Origin of the sequence: Rathayibacter sp. AY1C6, assembly GCF_002931535.1 — a bacterium.
Classification (GTDB): Bacteria; Actinomycetota; Actinomycetes; order Actinomycetales; family Microbacteriaceae; genus Rathayibacter.
This window is the reverse complement of record NZ_PSWC01000015.1, coordinates 67,823-85,997: the sequence shown is the minus strand read 5'-3', so window position 1 is coordinate 85,997 and position 18,175 is coordinate 67,823. Positions and strand designations below refer to the sequence as shown.

Genomic DNA, 18,175 nt, shown 5'->3' with positions numbered 1-18,175 from the left:
CTCGGCCGCGCGACCGCGATCACGGCGGGCGGCGGATCCGCGGCCTTCGTCCTCGGCGTCCCCCTGGGCACGGCGCTCGGGCACGCGTTCGGCTGGCGGGAGGGGGACGACCATCAAGCCTCGCACGCCCGCGCGGCCTCGGCGCGCGGGGGAGCCCACTGTCGTCCGGTGTTCATCCGCGGAGCGGAGCACCGGCACGTCCGGGTCGCCGTGCCGGTCCTCCGAGCAGGCGCGGTGCCTGCTACCACAGCGCCGCCCGCCCGTGCACGGGGTGGCTCCGGAGGCGCGGCTCGCCTGGGATGGAGGGGAGCGGCCCGATCCGGGTGCCGCGGACGGAGGAGCAATGCCCGACCAGTACACGTTCACGAACCCCGCCACCCAGTACCCGGACGTGACTCCGCCGGTCCAGCAGCAGCCCGAGCCCGGGCTGCAGTCGCGGATGACCCCGGTGCCGGACCTCGGCGAGGAGAGCTACCGCGGCACCGGCCGGCTCGCGGGCCGCCGCGCGCTCATCACGGGAGCCGACTCCGGGATCGGCGCAGCCGTGGCCATCGCCTTCGCCCGCGAGGGGGCCGACGTCGCCCTCGCCTACCTCCCGAGCGAGGAGGAGGACGCGCAGCACGTGATCGGGCTGATCCGTGCGGAGGGACGCACCGCCGTGCCGATCCCCGGCGATCTCACGCGTGCCGAGTACTGCGCGCGGCTCGTGGCGGAGGCGGTCGAGGGCCTCGGCGGGCTCGACGCGGTGGTCAACGTGGCCGGCAAGCAGATCTGGAAGGAGGACCTGCTCGACATCACCGACGAGCAGTTCGAGGCGACCTTCGCGGTCAACGTCTTCGCTCCGTTCCGGATCATCCGCGCGGCCCTCCCGCACCTGCCCGCGGGCGCCACCATCATCAACACGGCGTCGGCGGAGGCGCACAAGCCCGCCCCCGACCGCCTCGACTACGCGATGACGAAGGGCGCGATCAACAACCTCTCGAAGGGCCTCGCGCAGCAGCTCGCCGCGAAGGGCATCCGCGTGAACGTCGTGGCGCCCGGCCCGACGTGGACCGCCCTGCAGGTGAGCGGCGGCGTCGACCCCGAGAGCCTGCCCGACTTCGGCTCCAGCGAGTCGCCGATGGGCCGTGCCGCCCAGCCCGCCGAGCAGGCCCCGGCCTACGTGTTCCTGGCGTCCGCCGAGTCGAGCTTCGTCGCCGGCGAGACCCTCAACGTGAACGGCGGCATGGTCTCGCCCTGACTCGTCGCGGCGCCGCCGCTCGCTGGTGTGCCGCCGAGACGCCTCCGTCCTGCTCGAGACACGGGCTCGCGTCAACCCTCTCCCGAGCGGCGGGGGGCGCGAGGTGCCATGGAGGGACCACCACGAAGGAGCACCATGAGCACCACGACCGTCCTCCCCATCGAGACCTACTCCGACGAGCAGGGCTGGCACAACCGCATCGCCCACGCCCGGGTCCCGCTGAGCCACCACGAGTCGCGCCAGGAGGCGGAGGAGGTCGGCGAGGAGATTGCCGAGCAGCGCGGTGGGGAGCACGTCGTCCTCGGCTGACGGCCGGCGCGGGGCGCGGCATGCCGTGCCCGATCGGGGAACGCGCCCGGCCCGCGGAAGGCGCCGGGCCCGCAAGTCGCGCCCGGCCCGCAGGCGCCCGCTCCGCAGACGCCCCGCGCGTGTAGCGCCCTCGGCCCCACCCGGTCAACCTTCTCGACCTCCCGGCCCCCTCCTCCCTAGCGTGGCCCGTCGTGCTCGCTCCCGAGCGCGCGACGAGAGGACGACATGGCCACCACGAGCGACGCCCCCGCGACCGGAGAGGCCGGCGGCACCTCCCTGCGCCGCCGCATCACCGGCCCGCTGCTCTACTTCTTCATCCTCGGCGACGTCCTCGGCGCAGGCATCTACGCCCTCATGGGCACGCTCTCGGCGGAGGTCGGCGGCGCCGTCTGGATGCCCCTCCTGCTCGCGCTCGGCCTCGCGCTGCTGACCGCAGGCTCCTACGCCGAGCTGGTGACCAAGTACCCGAAGGCGGGAGGCGCGGCGGTGTTCGCGCAGCGGGCCTTCAAGCGCCCGATCGTCTCGTTCCTGGTCGGCTTCGCCATGCTCGCGGCCGGAGTGACCAGCGCGGCCGGCCTGTCGCTCGCGTTCGCCGGCGACTACCTCGGCACCTTCCTCGACGTGCCGACCGTGCCGACGGCCATCGTCTTCCTGATCCTCGTCGCGTGCCTCAACGCGCGGGGCGTCGCGGAGTCGCTGCTCAGCAACACGGTGATGACCGTGATCGAGGTCGGCGGCCTGCTGATCGTGATCGGATGCGTCGCGCTGCTCGTGGCGGGCGGAGGCGGCGACCTCGCCCGCACGGTCGAGCTCAGCTCCGAGCAGGCGCCGGCGCTGGCGGTGCTCGGCGCGGCGATCATCGCGTACTACTCCTTCGTCGGCTTCGAGACCTCGGCCAACATCGCCGAGGAGATCCGCGACCCCAGCCGCGTCTACCCGCGCGCGCTGTTCGGCTCGCTGCTGACGGCCGGTGCGGTGTACGTCCTGGTCGGCCTCGCGAGCTCGATCGCGCTGCCCGCCGACGAGCTGTCCGGATCCTCCGCCCCGCTGCTCGACGTCGTGACGGCGAGCGGAGCCGGGGTGCCGGCGTGGTTGTTCAGCCTGATCGCGCTCGTCGCGGTCGCCAACGGAGCGCTGCTGACCATGATCATGGCGAGCCGTGTCACCTACGGCATGGCGAAGGACGGCCTCCTCCCGGACGTGCTCGGCCGGGTGCTGCCGAAGCGCCGTACGCCGTGGGTGGCCATCGCGGTGACCACGCTGGCGGCGTGCCTCCTGACCCTGGTCGGCGATCTGGCGACCCTCGCCGAGACCGTGGTGCTGCTCCTCCTGCTGGTGTTCATCAGCACGAACGTCTCGGTGCTCGTGCTGCGGCGCGACAAGGTCGAGCACGACCACTTCCGCGTGTGGACGGCGATCCCCGTGCTCGGCGTCGCCTCGTGCGTGCTGCTCCTCAGCCAGCAGGACCCGATCGTCTGGCTCTACGCCGGGATCCTCCTCGTGGTCGGAGTCCTCGTGCACCTGGCGACCCGCCGCTCGTCCCGCCGCACCGCCTGATCCGCCGACGGTCCCGGCGGGGCCGCCGCTCCGCCGGACCGTCCTTCCCGACCGCCCCGACCGCCCCGCTCTCCCCGCGACCGGTCAAGCCCCTGGGCGGACGGCCGTCCGGGGCGTGGGATGGAGGGAACGGAAGGAGCACGAATGACAGACACACCCTCCCGCGAGGAGCTGCCGCTCCCCGACTGGAACGACATCCCGCTCGGCACGCTCGCGGAGCGCATCCGCCCGCTCGACGAGGCCGGCCTCGGCGCGCTGCTCGCCTACGAGGAGGCGCACGGGCACCGCCTGCCGGTGACGACGATCCTGCACTCGCGCCTCGAGCAGCTGCGCGGGGGAGCGGAGCCGGCAGGCAGCGTGCCGGAGTCGCTCCCCGAGGTGTCCCGCTCGTCGTCCGGATCGCCGGTCTCTCCGGCGACGTCCGGTCCGCCGATCAACCCGCCCTCGCACGGAGTGCCGACGAACCCGGCTCAGCCGCGCTGACGGCGGCGGGCGGAGCCGCGGTCGCGGCGGCTCCGCCCCCGCCGCGCGCTGCCCAGGGCCTGCCCAGCGCGCACGGGCAGACTGTCCGGAGCCGATGACGGCGACCGGACGAGGGAGCAGTACCCGGAACGCGACAAGACTGACTCGTAGGAGCTGTCATGTCCTGGATCGTCCTCATCCTCTCCGGTGTCCTCGAGGCCGTGTGGGCCACCGCCCTCGGCAAGTCGGAGGGATTCACGCGGCTCGGCCCGTCGGTCGTCTTCGGAGTCGGCGTCGTCGCGAGCATGGCCGGCCTCGCCTACGCGATGCGCGAGCTGCCCACCGGCACCGCGTACGCGGTCTGGGTCGGGATCGGCGCTTCGCTGACCGTCCTCTACGGCATGTTCTTCGGCGGCGAGGGCTTCTCGCTCGTGCGCACGCTGCTGGTCCTCGGGATCGTCGGCTGCGTCGTCGGCCTGAAGCTCGTGCACTGACCTGGCGGCCGTCCTCTCCTCCGCGACAGGCCGCTCCCGTACGCGACACGCCGACGGAGGCGCGCCGGACTGGCATCTCGCCGAGGGTCCGAGGCCGGTGGTTGCAGGAAGCCGCGCGTTCCACCTAGGCTCGGCGCATCAGGGGAGAACGATCGTTCTACGGTTCTCCCCGCCCCCCAAGGAGGACTCATGCCCACTCGTACCGCACGCACCGCCTGGAACGGCTCGCTCGAGACCGGCGAGGGCCAGGTCGAGCTCTCGAGCTCGAAGATCGGCACCTACGACGTCTCGTTCCCCAAGCGCGCCGCCGACGACGCCAACGGCTCGACCAGCCCCGAGGAGCTCCTCGCGGCCGCCCACTCCGCCTGCTACGCGATGCAGTTCTCGGCCGTCCTCGGCCAGGCCGGCGGCACCGTCGAGGCGCTCGACGTCCGCGCCGACGTCTCGCTCGGCCCGGACTCGGCCGGCGGATTCAAGCTCACCGGCATCAAGCTCGTCGTGAGCGGCGAGGTCTCCGGCATCGACGAGGCCGCCTTCCTCAAGGCCGCCGACGAGGCCAAGGAGACCTGTCCCGTCAGCAAGGCGCTCACCGGGGTCGACATCACGCTCGACGCCACCTTCGAGGGCTGAGCCCCTCCGCACGTCCCGAGCACCCCGTCGCGCATCGCGGCGGGGTGCTCGTGCGTCCGGCGCGGCCGCGGAGCGGCCTGTGGAGACCCCCCGCCCCCACCGGCCGCCCGGCGCCCCCTGTCGTCAGACCGCCGCCGGCGCGTAGCGGAAGCCGGCGCCGAGGTGCTCCTCCGGCAGCCGGTCACCGCGGCCGTGCAGCTTCTGGCGCAGGCTCCCCTCGACGTACTCCTCCGGGTACGCGCCGCGGCGGCGCAGCTCCGGCACGATGAACTCCACCACGTCCTCGAAGGTGCCGGGCGTGATCGCGTAGGCGAGGTTGAACCCGTCCACGTCGGTCTCCTCGACCCACTCCTGCAGGTGGTCGGCCACCTCCGCGGGCGAGCCGACGACGAACGGGCCGAGCCCGCCGATCACGCTGAGCTTGGCGATGTCGCGGACCTTCCACTCCGAGCCGTCCTCGTTCGCCTCCTGGAAGTTGGCGACGGCCGACTGGATCGCGTTGCTCTTCACGTTGCCGATCGGCTCGTCGAGGTCGTACTGCGACAGGTCGATGCCCATCCAGCCCGACATGAAGACCAGCGCCCCCTCCTCGCTCCCGTAGGAGAGGTAGTCGCGGTGCTTCTCGTGCGCGGCCTCGCTGGTCTCGGCGGTGATGATCGTCAGCAGCGTGTAGATCTTCGCGGAGTAGCGGTCGCGGCCGGCCGCCTCGAGGGCGTCGCGGATGCGCGAGACGGTCGCCTTCAGGCCGGCCTTCGTCGAGGACGCGACGAAGATCGCCTCCGCGTTGCCCGCCGCGAAGCGGATGCCGCGCGGCGACGCTCCCGCCTGGTAGATGACGGGGGTCCGCTGCACCGACGGCTCCGAGAGGTGGATGCCGGGGACGGTGAAGTTCTTGCCGCGGTGCCCGATCTCGTGCACCTTCGCCGGGTCGGTGAAGACGCCCGACTCGCGGTCGCGGACGACCGCGTCGTCCTCCCAGGACCCCTCCCACAGCTTGTAGAGCACCTCGAGGTACTCGTCGGCGACGTCGTAGCGGTCGTCGTGCTCGAGCTGGTCCTCGTGGCCCATGTTGCGGGCGGCGCTGGGGAGGTAGCCGGTGACGACGTTCCAGCCCACGCGGCCTTTCGTCAGGTGGTCGAGCGTCGACATGCGCCGCGCGAACGGGTACGGGTGCTCGTAGGCGGTGCCCGCGGTGATGCCGAAGCCGAGGTGCTCGGTCGCGGCGGCCATCGCCGAGACGAGGAGGATCGGGTCGTTGACGGGGACCTGCGCGCCGTGGCGGATCGCCGCCTCGTTCGAGCCGCCGTAGACGTCGTAGGTGCCGAGCACGTCGGCGATGAAGATCCCGTCGAACGTGCCGCGCTCGAGCAGCTTCGCCAGGTCGGTCCAGTACGAGAGGTCCTTGTAGCGCCAGGACTGGTCCTGGGGGTGGCGCCACATGCCCGAGGACTGATGGGCGACGCAGTTCATGTCGAAGGCGTTGAAGCGGATCTGGCGGGTCATGGAATCGATAGTGCCCAGCGGAGCCGCGAACGGGTACCGAGCGCGACGCACGGCGTCACAAAGCGGCGCCCGTCGAGGCGCCCGGCAGGTCTGGGTGGTCGGCGACGTCCTCGACGAGCTGGCCGACCTCGAGGACCGCATCGGCAGCGCGATGATCGCGAGTCGGGACGGGTGATGCGCCGGGGCGCACCGCCCCCGTCCGCAGACCGGCCGGCGCCTCCTCCTACGCCAGCTCGCGCCCCAGGAAGCGCACGTGCTCGCCGATCTGGAACGCCTCGCCGCCCTCGTGGCCGTTGAAGGGGTAGACCCGGATCTCGCGGGGTCCGGCATAGCGGTTGTAGGAGGCGTAGACGGTGGACGGCGGGCAGATGTCGTCGCGGAGCGCGACTGAGAACAGCGCGGGGGACTGCGCGTACGGGGCGAAGGAGGTGCCGTCGAAGTACGAGAGGGTGTCGAACACGCGCGCCTCGGCGCCGCGGTGGGTGTGCAGGTACTGCACGATCTCGCCGTACGGCATCGTGTCGACGAGCCGCACGGCGTGCGGGATGTGGGAGAGGAACGGCACGTCGACGATCGCGGCGCGCGCCGCCTCCGACTCGCCGAGCAGGCCCAGGATCCCGGTGACGGCGAGAGCGATCCCGCCTCCCTGGCTGCCGCCCGAGACGGCCACGCGGGAGGCGTCGACCGCGGGGTGCGCGCGCAGCACGTCGAGCGCTCGGACGGCGTCCGTGAAGACGCGGCGGTAGAAGTGCTCCGCGGGCGACTCGATGCCCTGCGTCATGAAGCCGGAGACGTGCGGCCCGCTGCCCACCGGGTCGGGCGTGGCTCCGGAGCGGTGCCCGGACCCCTGGCCGCGGGTGTCCATGACCAGGTGCGCGTAGCCGGCGGCCGACATCGCGGTCCACTCCGCGAGCTGCCCGCGGCCGCCTCCGTAGCCGATGAAGGTCACGAGCCCGGGGAGGGGGCCCTCGACGCCGCGGGGGAGGATCAGCCACGCGCGGATCGGGTGGCCGCCGAAGCCGGAGTAGGTGACGTCGAAGGTGTCGAGCAGTCCGAAGCCGGCGTCGACCCGCTCGAGGCGCGGCTCGGTCGCGACGGCCCTCGCCTCGGCGATCGTGTCGCGCCAGAACTCGGCGAACCCGGCGGGCTCGGCGATCTCGGGGGCGTACTGCTCGAGGAGGTCGAGCGGGAGGTCGTACTGCGGCATCACGGACTCCTTCTCGGGCAGCGGCGCCCGAGGACCGAGGCTACTGGAGGCACGGGCCCACCTGGGTGCGGCGTGGGAGAACGCCGCAGAGCGGAATGCCTGGGCACCCTCCGCGTTCTCCTCAGCATGACGACGTACGGAATCATCGGAGCAGGCAACATCGGCAGCCAGGTCGCACGGGCGGTCATCGCCCTCGGGGACGAGGTGGTCATCGCGAACTCGCGCGGCCCCGAGACCCTCGCCGACCTCATCGCGGAGCTCGGCCCGAAGGCCCGCGCCGCCACGGCTCAGGAGGCGGCCGAGGCCGCTGAGATCGCCGTCGTGACGGTGCCGCTGAAGAACCTCGAGGAGGTGCCGGTGGCCCCGCTCGCAGGCAAGATCGTCCTCGACACGAACAACTACTACTTCGAGCGCGACGGCCGCATCGAGGCGTTCGACAAGGGCGAGACCACGACCAGCGAGATGCTCCAGCAGCACCTCCCGGAGTCGAAGGTCGTCAAGGCGTTCAACCACATCATGGCCGCCGACATCACCACCGACGGCACCCCGGCCGGCACGCCCGACCGCCGCGCTCTAGCGACGTCGAGCGACTACCCCGAGGCGATCCACTTCGTGACCGACCTCTACGACCGGATCGGCTTCGACACCGTCGCGATCACGCCGCTGAGCGAGTCGTGGCGCGTCGAGCGCGACCGCCCCGCCTACGTGGTGCGGCAGAACCGCGAGGAGCTCGAGGCCAACCTCGCGAAGGCCCCCCGCACGGTCTGATCCAGCCACTCGGAGGGGAGCGGAGCTGCGGCGCCGCTCCCCTTCTGCATGTCCGGACGGCGTCGGAGGCGCGCCCGGGACGCCTCCCTCGGCGCTCGCCGCCGCCGGGCCTGCGATAGTCGAGAGGACCAGCCACGCACCAGAGAGCCCCGATCGGGCTCCGAGAGGAGAGGCCTGCCATGCCCTCGACACCCCGTTCCGTCCCCGCCCGCTCCGGGCTCTCGCGCCGCAGCGTCGTGATCGGCGGTCTCGCGGTGCTCCCGCTGCTCAGCGCCTGCACGCCCGACTCCTCCGCTCCGGACGACGCCCAGCAGGAGGCGCCCCGCACCCGCACCGCGGCTCCGAGCGGTCCGGTGGCGCTCGCCCCGGACGCGCTCGCCGCGAGTGCGGCCCTGTTCGCCGCGGCTCCGCTGGTCGTCCTGGTCGAGGACGTCGCCGAGTCCCGCCTGCGCGCCGCCCAGGTGAGCATCGCCTGGGGCGTGCCGCTGCTGGTCGGCTCGGCGGGATCCGGAGCGACGGCCGCCCCGTCCGCGGACGCCGCGGCCGCGGGATCCACGGCTTCCGAGACGCCGTCCGACTCCGCGACGCCGTCGGACTCGGCGACGCCGTCCGACTCCGCGACCCCGTCCGACTCCGCGACCCCGTCCGTCGCTCCGTCCTCCACCGCTCCGACCTCCGACGCCCTCGCCGCCGAGTTCGCCCGCCTCGGCGTGACCCGCGTGCTCGCAATCGGCGACGTCACCGCGCCCGAGGGCGTCGACGTCGTCGCCTCCGCCTCCGACGCGGCCGCCCTCAGCACCGCGTCCGGCCTGACCGTGACCGACCTGGCGCTCGCCGACCTCGCCGCCGCCGCGCCGTCCACCGCCTCCGACGCCCCCTTCGGCGCCCTCCCGGCCCGAGCCGACGCCCTGACCGGCCTGCACGCCCTCGCCCGCGCGCAGGACGCCGACGTCGCCGCTCTGGCGACCGCCCGCGCGGCCGGCGTGCCCGTCACCGTGGTCGACGGCGACGACCTGCTCGCCTCGGGCGGAGCCGTGACCGCGATCGCCGAGGCCGACGCCTCCTGCACGCTGCTGCTCGGCCCCGTGCTCGCCGCGCAACCCGAGCCCGAGTGGGCCGTGCGCGCGGCCGCGAGCGGCTGGCAGCTGCCGGGCGGCGGGCAGCGGATGTTCGGCGGGCACCTCTTCGTCGCGATCTACGGCACTCCGGGCGCTCCCGTCCTCGGCGTGCTGGGGGAGCAGGGCCTCGAGCCCACGATCGCGCGGGCGCAGGCGGTGGCCGAGCCGTACCGGGCGCTCACCGACAAGCAGGTCGTGCCGAGCCTCGAGATCATCACCACGGTCGCGGCGGGCGACCCCGGCAAGGACGGCGACTACTCCAACGAGCTCGACGCCGCCGACATCCGCCCCTACATCGACGCGGCGCAGGAGGCCGGGATGTACGTGGTGCTCGACCTGCAGTCGGGGCTGACCGACTTCCTCACCCAGGCCAAGCAGTACGCCGACCTGCTGACGCTGCCCAACGTCGGCCTCGCGCTCGACCCGGAGTGGCGCCTGCTGCCCGGCCAGAAGCCGCTGCAGCAGATCGGGCGCGTCTCGGCCGCCGAGGTCGACAGCGTGTCGGAGTGGCTGGCCGACCTGGTGCAGAGCGAGGGGCTGCCGCCGAAGATGTTCGTGCTGCACCAGTTCCGGCTGTCGATGCTGCAGGACCGCGACAGCATCCGCCGCGACCGGCCCGAGCTGGAGTTCCTCATCCACGTCGACGGCCAGGGCTCGCAGCCCGACAAGCAGGCGACCTGGGACGCGCTGCACGAGGGCGCCCCCGAGGGCATCGGCTGGGGCTGGAAGAACTTCTACGACGAGGACGCGCCCATGCTCACCCCCGCCGAGACCATGGCCGAGGTGCGCCCCCTCCCCGACCTCGTCACCTACCAGTAGGCGGATCCCGAGGGCGGGCGTCAGCGGCGCAGGAGCTCGCCGGAGACGACGCCCGCCTCGACCTCCTCGAGGGCGCGGCCGCGGGTCTCGGGCACGCGCTTCCAGATGAAGACGAGCGCGAGCAGGCCGACGGCGCCGAACAGGAAGAACGTTCCGGTGATGCCGACGCCGGAGACGAGGGTGGGGAAGAACAGGCCGAGCACCGCGTTCGTGGTCCAGTGGCAGAAGATCGCGATGCCGACGCCGACGCCGCGGATCCGCAGCGGGAAGATCTCGGACAGCATCACCCAGGTGACGATGTTGAGGAACGTCTGCATGCTCCCCACGAACGCGACGACCAGCACCAGGATCACGTACGGCCGCGCCGGGTTCCCCACGGGGAGAGCGACGGAGGCGATGCCGATCAGGAAGTGCATCGCGGTGGTCAGGGAGTAGCCGAGCAGGAGGGTCGTGCGGCGGTTCATCGTCTGCATGAGCCGCAGCCCGATCAGGCCGCCGATCACGGCGATCGCCCCGGGTGCGATGTTGGCGACGAGCGCGCCGTCGTGGTCGAAGCCCGCCTCCTTCAGCACCGACTGGCCGTAGTACATGATCGAGTTGATGCCGGTGAGCTGCTGGGCGACTCCGATCCCGATGCCGACCAGCAGGATGCGCACCGCCCAGCGCTCGCGCAGCGCCTGCAGCAGGGGGATCCTCGGGCCGTCCTTCGCGCCGATCGAGCGGGCGATGGTCTCCGCCTCCGCATGGGCCAGGTCGGGCGTCCGGATGGTCGTGAGCACGTCGAGCGCCTCGTCGCGGCGGCCGTGCGCGATCAGCCAGCGCGGCGACTCCGGGACCCGGGTCATGCCGAGCAGGAGCGCCGCGGCGGGGAGCGCGGCGACGGCGAGCATGATCCGCCAGACGCCGGGCAGCTCGCCCCAGACGGTGCCGATGACGGCGTTGGCCACGAAGGCGGCGAGCTGGCCGATCACGATCATCAGCTCGTTGCGGCCGGCGAGCGAGCCGCGGATCTCGGAGGGGGAGATCTCGGAGAGGTAGATCGGCACGACCACCGAGGCGCCGCCGACGGCCAGCCCGAGGACCGCCCGCCCGAGGACCATCACGCCGAAGCCCGGCGCCACCACGCAGACCAGGGCGCCGACGAGGAAGAGCACGGCGAGCAGGCGGATCATGGTCCGCCTCCCGAGGGCGTCGGCGAGGCGTCCGCCCGAGATCGCGCCGATCGCGGCGGCGAAGAGCAGCGAGCTGGTGACGACCCCCTCTGTCAGCGCGGTGAGGCCCAGCTCGGCCGACATCGGCTCCAGGGCGCCGTTGATGACGCCGGTGTCGTAGCCGAAGAGGAGGCCGCCGAGGGTCGCGATGAGCGCGATGAGGCCGAGACGCCGAGTCGGCGCCTCCAGGGAGGTGGTGGTCATCCGCTCACTCTGACGCATGGCCGCGCGGTGAGCGAACCCTGGACCGTCGGGGGAACCCGGTGTAGCGGATCCCCCCGACGGCCCGGGGCCCCTCGGCGGCAGGGAGGGGGGAGGGAGCGTGCGGAGGGGGTGCTCAGGAGGAGACGCGCGCGCCCTCGCGCAGGCCCTCCTCCTTGGCCTGCTGCACCAGGGCGGCGATGCGGCGGCGCGAGCGCGAGCGCCCGGCGAGCAGCGCCGCGAGGATGAGGGCGACGCCGAGGATCACGAGCAGCTGCGGGACCGGCACGGCGGCGACCGTGATCGACTCCGTCACAGGAGCGGTGGCGACCGGCTCCTGATCGGCGGCGGCGACGGTCGGTGCGATGGTCAGGTCGGCGCCGACCCCGAAGAGGGGCCAGATGCCGTCGAGCTGCACCGAGACGCTGCGCCGGTCGCCGGGCAGCAGCTCCTGCTGGGGCGCGTCGGCCGCGACGACGGGGGCGGTGGCGCCCTGGGCGCTCGCCGTGCCGTCGAGCAGCAGGCGCACGTTGCCGGTGTTCACCACGTCGGCGACGAGCGAGAGGGAGCCGGGCTGGAACGGGTTCCAAGAAAGGCGGTAGTCGCTGGCCAGGTCCTCGACGGAGAAGGAGGGGGTCACCTCGCCGGTCACGCGGGTCATCACGCGGAAGCCGATGCGGCTCTCCACTCCGACGTTCGCACCTCCCGCCTCGGTGCCCTGCGAGAGCACGGAGGCGGCGATGCCGGCGGCGTGGTCGCCGGGGGTGGCGTTGTCGGGGACCGTCACGGTGAACGGCACCACGCCGCTGCTGCCCGGATCGACGGTCACGGTCTCGGGGGCGGAGATCCACAGCCCGGCGTCGACCGACTCCTGGTCCGAGTTGAGCATGTTGAAGCGGCCGGTGTCGGTGAAGTAGCCGTCGGCGCTGGTGATGCTGAAGGTCACGGGCTGGTCGCTGAGGTTCCGCACGACCGCCTCGTCCGAGGCGCTCGCGCCGGGGGCGAGCTCGAGCTCGACCCACGCGCGCTTGTCGGGGACGCCGTCGGTGGAGGGGCTGACCGCCCAGGTGATCGCTCCGTCGGCCGCGACGGCCTGCGGGGCGACGCCCGCGCCGAGGAGGGCGACGACCAGCGCGAGCAGCGCGGGGAGGAGCGGGCGGCGGGGAGCGGCGGAGCGGCGCGGAGCAGTCATCAGAACCTCATGGTCGCACGGGGGAAGCACGACGCGGCCGGGCGGGCGGGCCCGGCCGCGTCGGCCGTGGTGGGATCGCGGCCGAGGGAGTGCGTCCCCCGGCCGCGACGGGTCACTCGAAGAGCGACAGGGTGATGGTGGACGAGTACGCGCCGGCGTCCACGTTCACGGGGGTGCGGAGGAAGAGGTCGGCGTCGGCGCTCCAGGAGCCCTCGGGGTTGACCTGCTGGGAGTTGCTGGCGACGATCGCGAGCAGCTCCTTGCCCTTCAGGCCGACGCCGTTGGCGCCGCCGTCGATGGCGGTGCCGACCTCATCGCCCGCGGCGACCTCGCCGAGGTCTCCACCGTCGACCAGGTCCGGGGTCCAGCCGAGGTTCTCGGCGCCGATGGTCGAGCCGTCGGCCGACGTGAAGTCGCTCGCCGTGCCGATGACGTACCACGCGGAGTCGGGGGAGACGTCCGCGGCGTCACGGGTGTCGGTGACCGTGACGGTGGGCAGGGTGCCGGTGAACTGGCGGCGGACGTTGTCCGAGCCGGTCTCGGTCAGCGTCGTCGAGTCCGCGGCGACGGTCATCGAGAGGGCGCCGGTCCCGGGGAGGTCGGCGATCTCGACGTTGATGTCGACGTCGTCGTTGCCGTAGTTGACCTCGGCGGCGAACGCCGTTCCGGCGACTCCGAGCAGGAGGACGCCTCCGGCCAGTCCAGCGGCTCCGCGGATCAGAAGGGATCGGGTGTTCATGTCGGGTGTTCTCCGTTCTCCGGCCGGCGTCGTCGCCGGCTCGATCTCAATGGGTGTGGGTCGTGCCCGCGGATCAGCTGCAGCTGGCCGCGGAGTAGGGGGCGGTCGCGGAGGCCGTGGCCGGCTTCCCGCTGATGAACGCGGTCGCCGTGGCGGTCGCGGATCCGTCGGTCACGCTCGTCGCCCGGGTGGTGAAGGCGGCCGAGACGGTGGCGCCGGGAGCGACGTCGGCGAAGCTCTTGGAGCCCCACGTCGTGCCGATCACGATCTTCGCGGCGAAGGCGTTCGGGTTCGTGGCGGTCGCGGTGACGACGATCTTCCCGGCGGCGCAGCGCGTCGTGGAGGTCGTGGTCACGGCGATCGCGGGTGCCGAGTCGGTCACGGGACCGACGGAGGCGGAGGCCGTCGCCGGCGTCCACTGCGGCTTCGCGGCGGTCACGGCCACCGAGATCGTCGCTCCGCGGTCGGCGGCGGTGAGCGTGTAGCTCGACGCCGTCGCCCCGCTGATCGCGGTCCCACCGCGCTTCCACTGGAAGCCGGTCGCCGTCCACGGGGAGGAGGCGGAGGCGGTCAGCGTGCTGCCCACCGTCGCCTTCCCCGTGATCGAGGCTGCGAGCGGCGCGGTGTCGACGATCGTCTGGGCGGCGACGCTGGTGAGGGTCGGGACGACCTTCTGCATGAGCCCGGTCGTCTTGTCGAAGGTCACCCGGTCGATCGTCGTCTCGCGGTGCTGGCCGTCTCCGCCGGGGATGGCGAAGCGGTGGTAGGCGATGTACCAGTCGTCCGTGCCGGGCACGTTGACGATCGAGTTGTGGCCCGTGGCGAGGATGCCCTGCGAGGTGTCCTTCTCGAGGACCACGCCGCGGTAGGTCCACGGTCCGTCGACGCTCGTCGAGGTGGCGTAGCCGACCTTGTAGTTCTCCGAGCCGGTGTCGTCGATCGAGTAGGTGAGGTGGTACAGACCGTCACGGTAGTTCAGGAACGCACCCTCGCGGAAGTCGGTCAGGCCGCTGATCTTCTTGATCGTGCCGGTCTTGATCGAGAGCATGTCGTCGGACAGCTCCCCGTAGAGCGGGTCGCCGTTGCCCCAGAAGAGGTAGCTCTTGCCGGTCTTCGGGTCGGTGAACGCGGCGGGGTCGATCGCCTGGCCGGACCGCACGGACTCGCCGTTGGTGATCATCGCGGTCGGCTGCGCCGTGAACGGGCCCATCGGGCTGTCCGAGACGGCGACTCCGATCGTCTTGCGGTTCAGCGAGGAGTTCTCGCCGGAGAAGTAGAAGTAGTACTTCCCGTTCTTCTCGATGATCGTCGGCGCCCAGGCGTTGCCGGTCGCCCACGGCACGTTGCCGTTCGCGCCGTCGAGCGTCAGGAAGGGCTGCTCCGAGCGGGTCCAGTCGATGAGGTTCTTCGAGGACCAGGCGTAGAAGGTCTTGCCGCCCCAGCCGGCGAAGCCGTCCGAGGTCGCGTACAGGTAGTAGGTGTCGCCGAAGACCGCGATGTTCGGGTCGGCGTTCAGGCCTGCGAGGACCGGGGACTTCATGACGACGGCCTTCAGGGTCCAGGTGGTCGCGGTGCCGCCGGCGGCGGGCGTGAGCACGACCGTCTGCGGGGTGGAGAGGTCGCGGACGGTGCCGGAGGCGGGGCTCGCCGTGACGCCGGCCGCGGTGGAGAAGGTCGGGGTGAGCTTCGTCAGGTCGGTCCCCGGCTTCACCGGGAAGGTGACCGTCCTGCTCGCCGAGTCGACGATCGGGGCCGTCTTCAGGACGTCGCCGCTGAGCGACAGGTCGACCAGGGCCGACGTGTTGCCGGAGGCGGCGAGCACCTCGGAGGCGCTGAGGGCCCGGTTGTAGACCGAGAACTCGCGGATCTGGCCGCGGAAGCGGTTGTCGGCGTCGTAGTTCGAGCGCCCGATGTAGTTCGCCGAGGTGGAGCCGCCGCCGATGTCCTTCGGGTCGGTCGTGACGGTGCCGCTGGCGACCTTCACTCCGTCGAGGTAGATCGTGCCGGTGGTGCCGGAGAGCGTGTACGTCAGGTGCGCCCAGGTGCCGCGGGGGAGGGCCGAGCCGCCGGCGACGGTCTGCTCGGTGGTGTAGTTCCCGGTCGCGATGCTGGTGCGGTAGTTGTTGCCCGAGGTGAAGAGGTAGCCGTCGCCGGCGCCGTTCGTGGTGTTGCCCAGGCCGTAGAGGAAGTAGGCGCCGCCCTGCGCGGGGTCGATCCAGACGTCGGACTGGATGGTGAGGTCCGTCACTCCGGCGAGCAGGTCGTTCGGCAGCTTGACGTAGTCGTCGGTGCCGTCGAGCTGCAGGGCGCCGTCCTTCCAGGTGCCACCCGAGGGCAGCGTGCCGTTCTGGTTGTTGCCCGAGCTGTCGCGCACCGTGGTGCCCGAGCCGCCGTCGAAGGTGTAGCGGAGGATCTCGCCGGCCGCGTTGACCGGCTTCGCGGCGGGGCCGGTGCTGCTGGTGCCGTAGGCGGCCGTCAGGCGCGCCTCCTCGGCGCTCGAGAGGCGGAGCACCGAGCCGTGGCGGAAGGGCTTCGAGAACGAGTACGTGTTCGCGCCGGTGGTGCCGACAGGAAGCGCCGTGAACCGCATGTCCGAGAGGGTGTCGGTGACGTATGCGGAGTAGCCGAACGAGTCGCCCATGACGACCCATCGGCCGTCGGGCAGCTGGTAGACGGTGAGGCCCTCGAGGTGGTCGGAGAGGCCGCGGGACTTCTCCTCGCCGAAGCCGATCACGCGGGTCCACGGGCCGGCGAGGCTCGGGGCCTTGTCGACGACCGTGCGCCAGTCGGCGGTGGAGAAGCGGTAGTAGGTGTCCCCCTCCTTCGCGATGGTCGTGTCGATGATGCTGCCGCGGCTCCCGCCGCCGGCGGCGGGGTTCTCGTCCAGCCAGACCTTCGGGGTGGAGAAGCCGACGAAGTCGCGCGTGGTCGAGACGTAGACGCGCTGGGCGGAGGCCCCGCCGGTCAGCGTCTTGTCGCGGGCGGACCAGTAGACGTAGTACTGGCCGGTCGCGTCGTCCCAGATCGCCTCGGGAGCCCAGACGTTGCCCGCGTCGGGGAAGCCGGCGAAGACGATGCTCTGATCGCTCCAGTTCACGAGGTCCGTCGAGCGCCAGACGACGAGGTTCTTGCTCGCGTTGGTCTGGTCCCAGGTGCCGCCGGGAGCGGTGCCCTCGGCGTGCAGGTCGGTGCCGATGATCCAGTACTCGTCGCCGGTGGGGGAGCGCACGAGGTGCGGATCGCGGACGCCGAGGGTGCCGCCGAGGTTGGCGAGCACGGCCTTGTCGTTGTTGAGCTTCGACCAGTGCAGACCGTCGGTGCTGGAGCCGAAGTAGATCTTCTCGTAGTCGGTCGAGGCGAAGTGGGTCCAGAGGTAGCCCGCGTCGTACTCGGTGTCGAGGTCCGCGGGAGCCGCGGTCACCGTGACGGGCAGCTGCCGGGTCGCGGTCGTGCCGGCGATCGTCGCGGTGAGTGTGACGGGCGTGGCGGCGGACCGGCGCTTCACGACGCCGGTCGTGCTGAGCACGGCCGTGTTCGAGGAGGACCAGGCGACGTCGTAGGAGCCGGCCTTCGCGGGCAGCGTCACGTTGCCGCGGACGTCGCCGGAGTTGACGATCGAGAGGGCGTCCAGCGCCTTCTGGGCGTCGGCGTTCACGTCCTTGGCGGGCACGGTGGCGGTGAAGGTGCGGGTGGCCGTGGCCGAGCCGCGGGTGGTCGTGGCGGTCAGCTCGACCGAGGCGACCCCGGTCGCGGGCGGCGTGACGACTCCGCTGGTCGAGACGACCGCGGAGTTGCTCGAGGCCCAGGCGATGGCGGAGCCGTTGGGGCCGGTCGTCGGGAGGGTGAGGTTCGCGGAGACCGAGGAGAGGCTCCCGAGGCCCAGGGCGGCGGAGTCGCGGGAGACGCGCGTGCTGTCCGGGGCCTGGAGGGTCGCGACGTCGGCCGCGCTGAGCGCCGTGCTGTAGACGCGGAAGTCGCGGACCGAGCCGGCGAGGGTCTTGTCCGCCGTGTAGACGGAGCGGCCGATCGCGTTCGCGGTGGTGGTGCCGTTGCCGATCGCGGCGGGAGTGATGGTCACTCCTGTCTGCTGCGCGACCTGGGTGCCGTCGAGGTAGAGGCGTGCGGTGTCGCTCGCGTCGTCGAGCGTGTAGGTGAGGGTCTTCCAGACGCTGCGCGCGAGGTTCGCGTTGGAGTTGACGGTCTGCTCGGTGGTCCAGTTGCCGGTGGCGATCGAGGCCTTGTAGCCGTTGCCCGTCGTGTAGAGGTAGCCGTTCCCGGCGCCGTTCGTCGTGTTGCCGAGGCCCCAGATGAAGTAGGGCGTGCCCTGGTTCGCGTTCACCAGGACCTCGGTGCTGACCGTGATCGAGTTCAGGCCCGCGAGCAGGTCGTCGGGCAGCTTGACGTAGTCGTCGGTCCCGTCGAGGGCGACGCCCGCGGCTCCGCGAGGAGCGGCTCCGTTGACGAGCGTGCCGGTGCGGCCCTTGCCCGAGCTGTCGGCGACGGTCGTGCCGCTCGTCTCGTCGAGCGCGTAGCGCAGGACGAGGCTGTCGGAGGGAGCTGCGCTCGCCGACTGGGCCGTCAGAAGGGGGACGGTGAGGGCCACGGCCGTCACGAGGACGAGTGGTCGCAGGAAAGGCTTCATCGCGCTTTGCTCCAGGGTCGGCACCATTGCTGAGGGGAGGGAGTGTGCCGGCTTCGTACGCGGCAATGTTCACGGTAACACTA

The 18,175-nt window shown here is 72.2% G+C and carries 15 protein-coding genes and 1 riboswitch; of the genes, 9 read left to right on the top strand and 6 right to left on the bottom strand.

All coding sequences use genetic code 11. The annotated features are described in order from the left end of the window. Positions 1 to 343 precede the first annotated feature (343 nt). From C5D36_RS10715 to C5D36_RS10690, 6 genes are all read left to right on the top strand, one after another. Entirely contained in the window at positions 344 to 1,240 is an 897-nt protein-coding gene (locus tag C5D36_RS10715; RefSeq protein ID WP_104295803.1) for an SDR family oxidoreductase, read from the top strand. Between the two features lie 135 nt (positions 1,241 to 1,375). Further along, positions 1,376 to 1,549: a DUF2188 domain-containing protein gene (locus C5D36_RS10710; protein ID WP_159940661.1), complete on the top strand. Its 174-nt coding sequence runs from the start codon at positions 1,376 to 1,378 to the stop codon at positions 1,547 to 1,549. A 225-nt stretch (positions 1,550 to 1,774) separates the two neighbouring features. Then, entirely contained in the window at positions 1,775 to 3,106 is a 1,332-nt protein-coding gene (locus C5D36_RS10705; RefSeq protein ID WP_104227025.1) for an APC family permease, read from the top strand. 144 nt (positions 3,107 to 3,250) lie between these two features. Continuing rightward, on the top strand, positions 3,251 to 3,589 hold the full coding sequence (locus C5D36_RS10700; protein WP_104257715.1) for a hypothetical protein: 339 nt from the start codon (positions 3,251 to 3,253) through the stop codon (positions 3,587 to 3,589). An 85-nt stretch (positions 3,590 to 3,674) separates the two neighbouring features. After that, a riboswitch (guanidine-III (ykkC-III) riboswitch) is annotated at positions 3,675 to 3,738 on the top strand. A gap of 9 nt (positions 3,739 to 3,747) precedes the next feature. Beyond that, positions 3,748 to 4,062, top strand: coding sequence for a multidrug efflux SMR transporter (locus tag C5D36_RS10695; RefSeq protein ID WP_104222377.1), 315 nt, complete (start codon positions 3,748 to 3,750; stop codon positions 4,060 to 4,062). 189 nt (positions 4,063 to 4,251) lie between these two features. Further along, positions 4,252 to 4,692, top strand: coding sequence for an OsmC family peroxiredoxin (locus C5D36_RS10690; protein ID WP_104247811.1), 441 nt, complete (start codon positions 4,252 to 4,254; stop codon positions 4,690 to 4,692). Positions 4,693 to 4,815: 123 nt separating this feature from the next. Here the strand turns inward: C5D36_RS10690 and C5D36_RS10685 are convergent, their stop codons facing one another. Further along, positions 4,816 to 6,195 carry an LLM class flavin-dependent oxidoreductase gene (locus C5D36_RS10685; protein WP_104247810.1) on the bottom strand — a complete coding sequence of 460 codons (1,380 nt, stop codon included), beginning with the start codon at positions 6,193 to 6,195 and terminating at the stop codon, positions 4,816 to 4,818. A gap of 10 nt (positions 6,196 to 6,205) precedes the next feature. Here C5D36_RS10685 and C5D36_RS16850 point away from each other — a divergent pair, with 10 nt between their 5' ends. Beyond that, positions 6,206 to 6,370 (top strand): hypothetical protein, encoded by a 165-nt coding sequence (locus C5D36_RS16850; protein ID WP_181072856.1) that lies wholly within the window; start codon positions 6,206 to 6,208, stop codon positions 6,368 to 6,370. A 48-nt stretch (positions 6,371 to 6,418) separates the two neighbouring features. On the opposite strand, the gene C5D36_RS10680 is transcribed toward C5D36_RS16850, so the two are convergent. Beyond that, entirely contained in the window at positions 6,419 to 7,402 is a 984-nt protein-coding gene (locus C5D36_RS10680; RefSeq protein WP_104295802.1) for an acetylxylan esterase, read from the bottom strand. A gap of 126 nt (positions 7,403 to 7,528) precedes the next feature. Between C5D36_RS10680 and C5D36_RS10675 the strand changes: the two genes are divergently transcribed. Both C5D36_RS10675 and C5D36_RS10670 read left to right on the top strand, forming a co-directional pair. Next, positions 7,529 to 8,170, top strand: a complete 642-nt coding sequence (locus tag C5D36_RS10675; protein ID WP_104295801.1) for an NADPH-dependent F420 reductase — start codon at positions 7,529 to 7,531, stop codon at positions 8,168 to 8,170. Positions 8,171 to 8,349: 179 nt separating this feature from the next. Then, positions 8,350 to 10,107 carry a hypothetical protein gene (locus C5D36_RS10670; RefSeq protein ID WP_104295800.1) on the top strand — a complete coding sequence of 586 codons (1,758 nt, stop codon included), beginning with the start codon at positions 8,350 to 8,352 and terminating at the stop codon, positions 10,105 to 10,107. Between the two features lie 20 nt (positions 10,108 to 10,127). Here the strand turns inward: C5D36_RS10670 and C5D36_RS10665 are convergent, their stop codons facing one another. The 4 genes from C5D36_RS10665 to C5D36_RS10650 all read right to left on the bottom strand — a co-directional run bounded on the left by C5D36_RS10665 (position 10,128) and on the right by C5D36_RS10650 (position 18,092). Then, complete coding sequence (locus tag C5D36_RS10665; protein WP_258062918.1) at positions 10,128 to 11,522, bottom strand: sugar porter family MFS transporter; 1,395 nt, start codon at positions 11,520 to 11,522, stop codon at positions 10,128 to 10,130. A 133-nt stretch (positions 11,523 to 11,655) separates the two neighbouring features. After that, positions 11,656 to 12,711, bottom strand: a complete 1,056-nt coding sequence (locus C5D36_RS10660; RefSeq protein WP_104257721.1) for a WxL protein peptidoglycan domain-containing protein — start codon at positions 12,709 to 12,711, stop codon at positions 11,656 to 11,658. Positions 12,712 to 12,823: 112 nt separating this feature from the next. Continuing rightward, positions 12,824 to 13,450: a hypothetical protein gene (locus tag C5D36_RS10655; protein WP_104227017.1), complete on the bottom strand. Its 627-nt coding sequence runs from the start codon at positions 13,448 to 13,450 to the stop codon at positions 12,824 to 12,826. Positions 13,451 to 13,523: 73 nt separating this feature from the next. Continuing rightward, a complete protein-coding gene (locus C5D36_RS10650) occupies positions 13,524 to 18,092 on the bottom strand; it encodes a family 43 glycosylhydrolase (RefSeq protein ID WP_181072854.1) in 4,569 nt (1,522 codons plus the stop codon). Positions 18,093 to 18,175 lie beyond the last annotated feature (83 nt).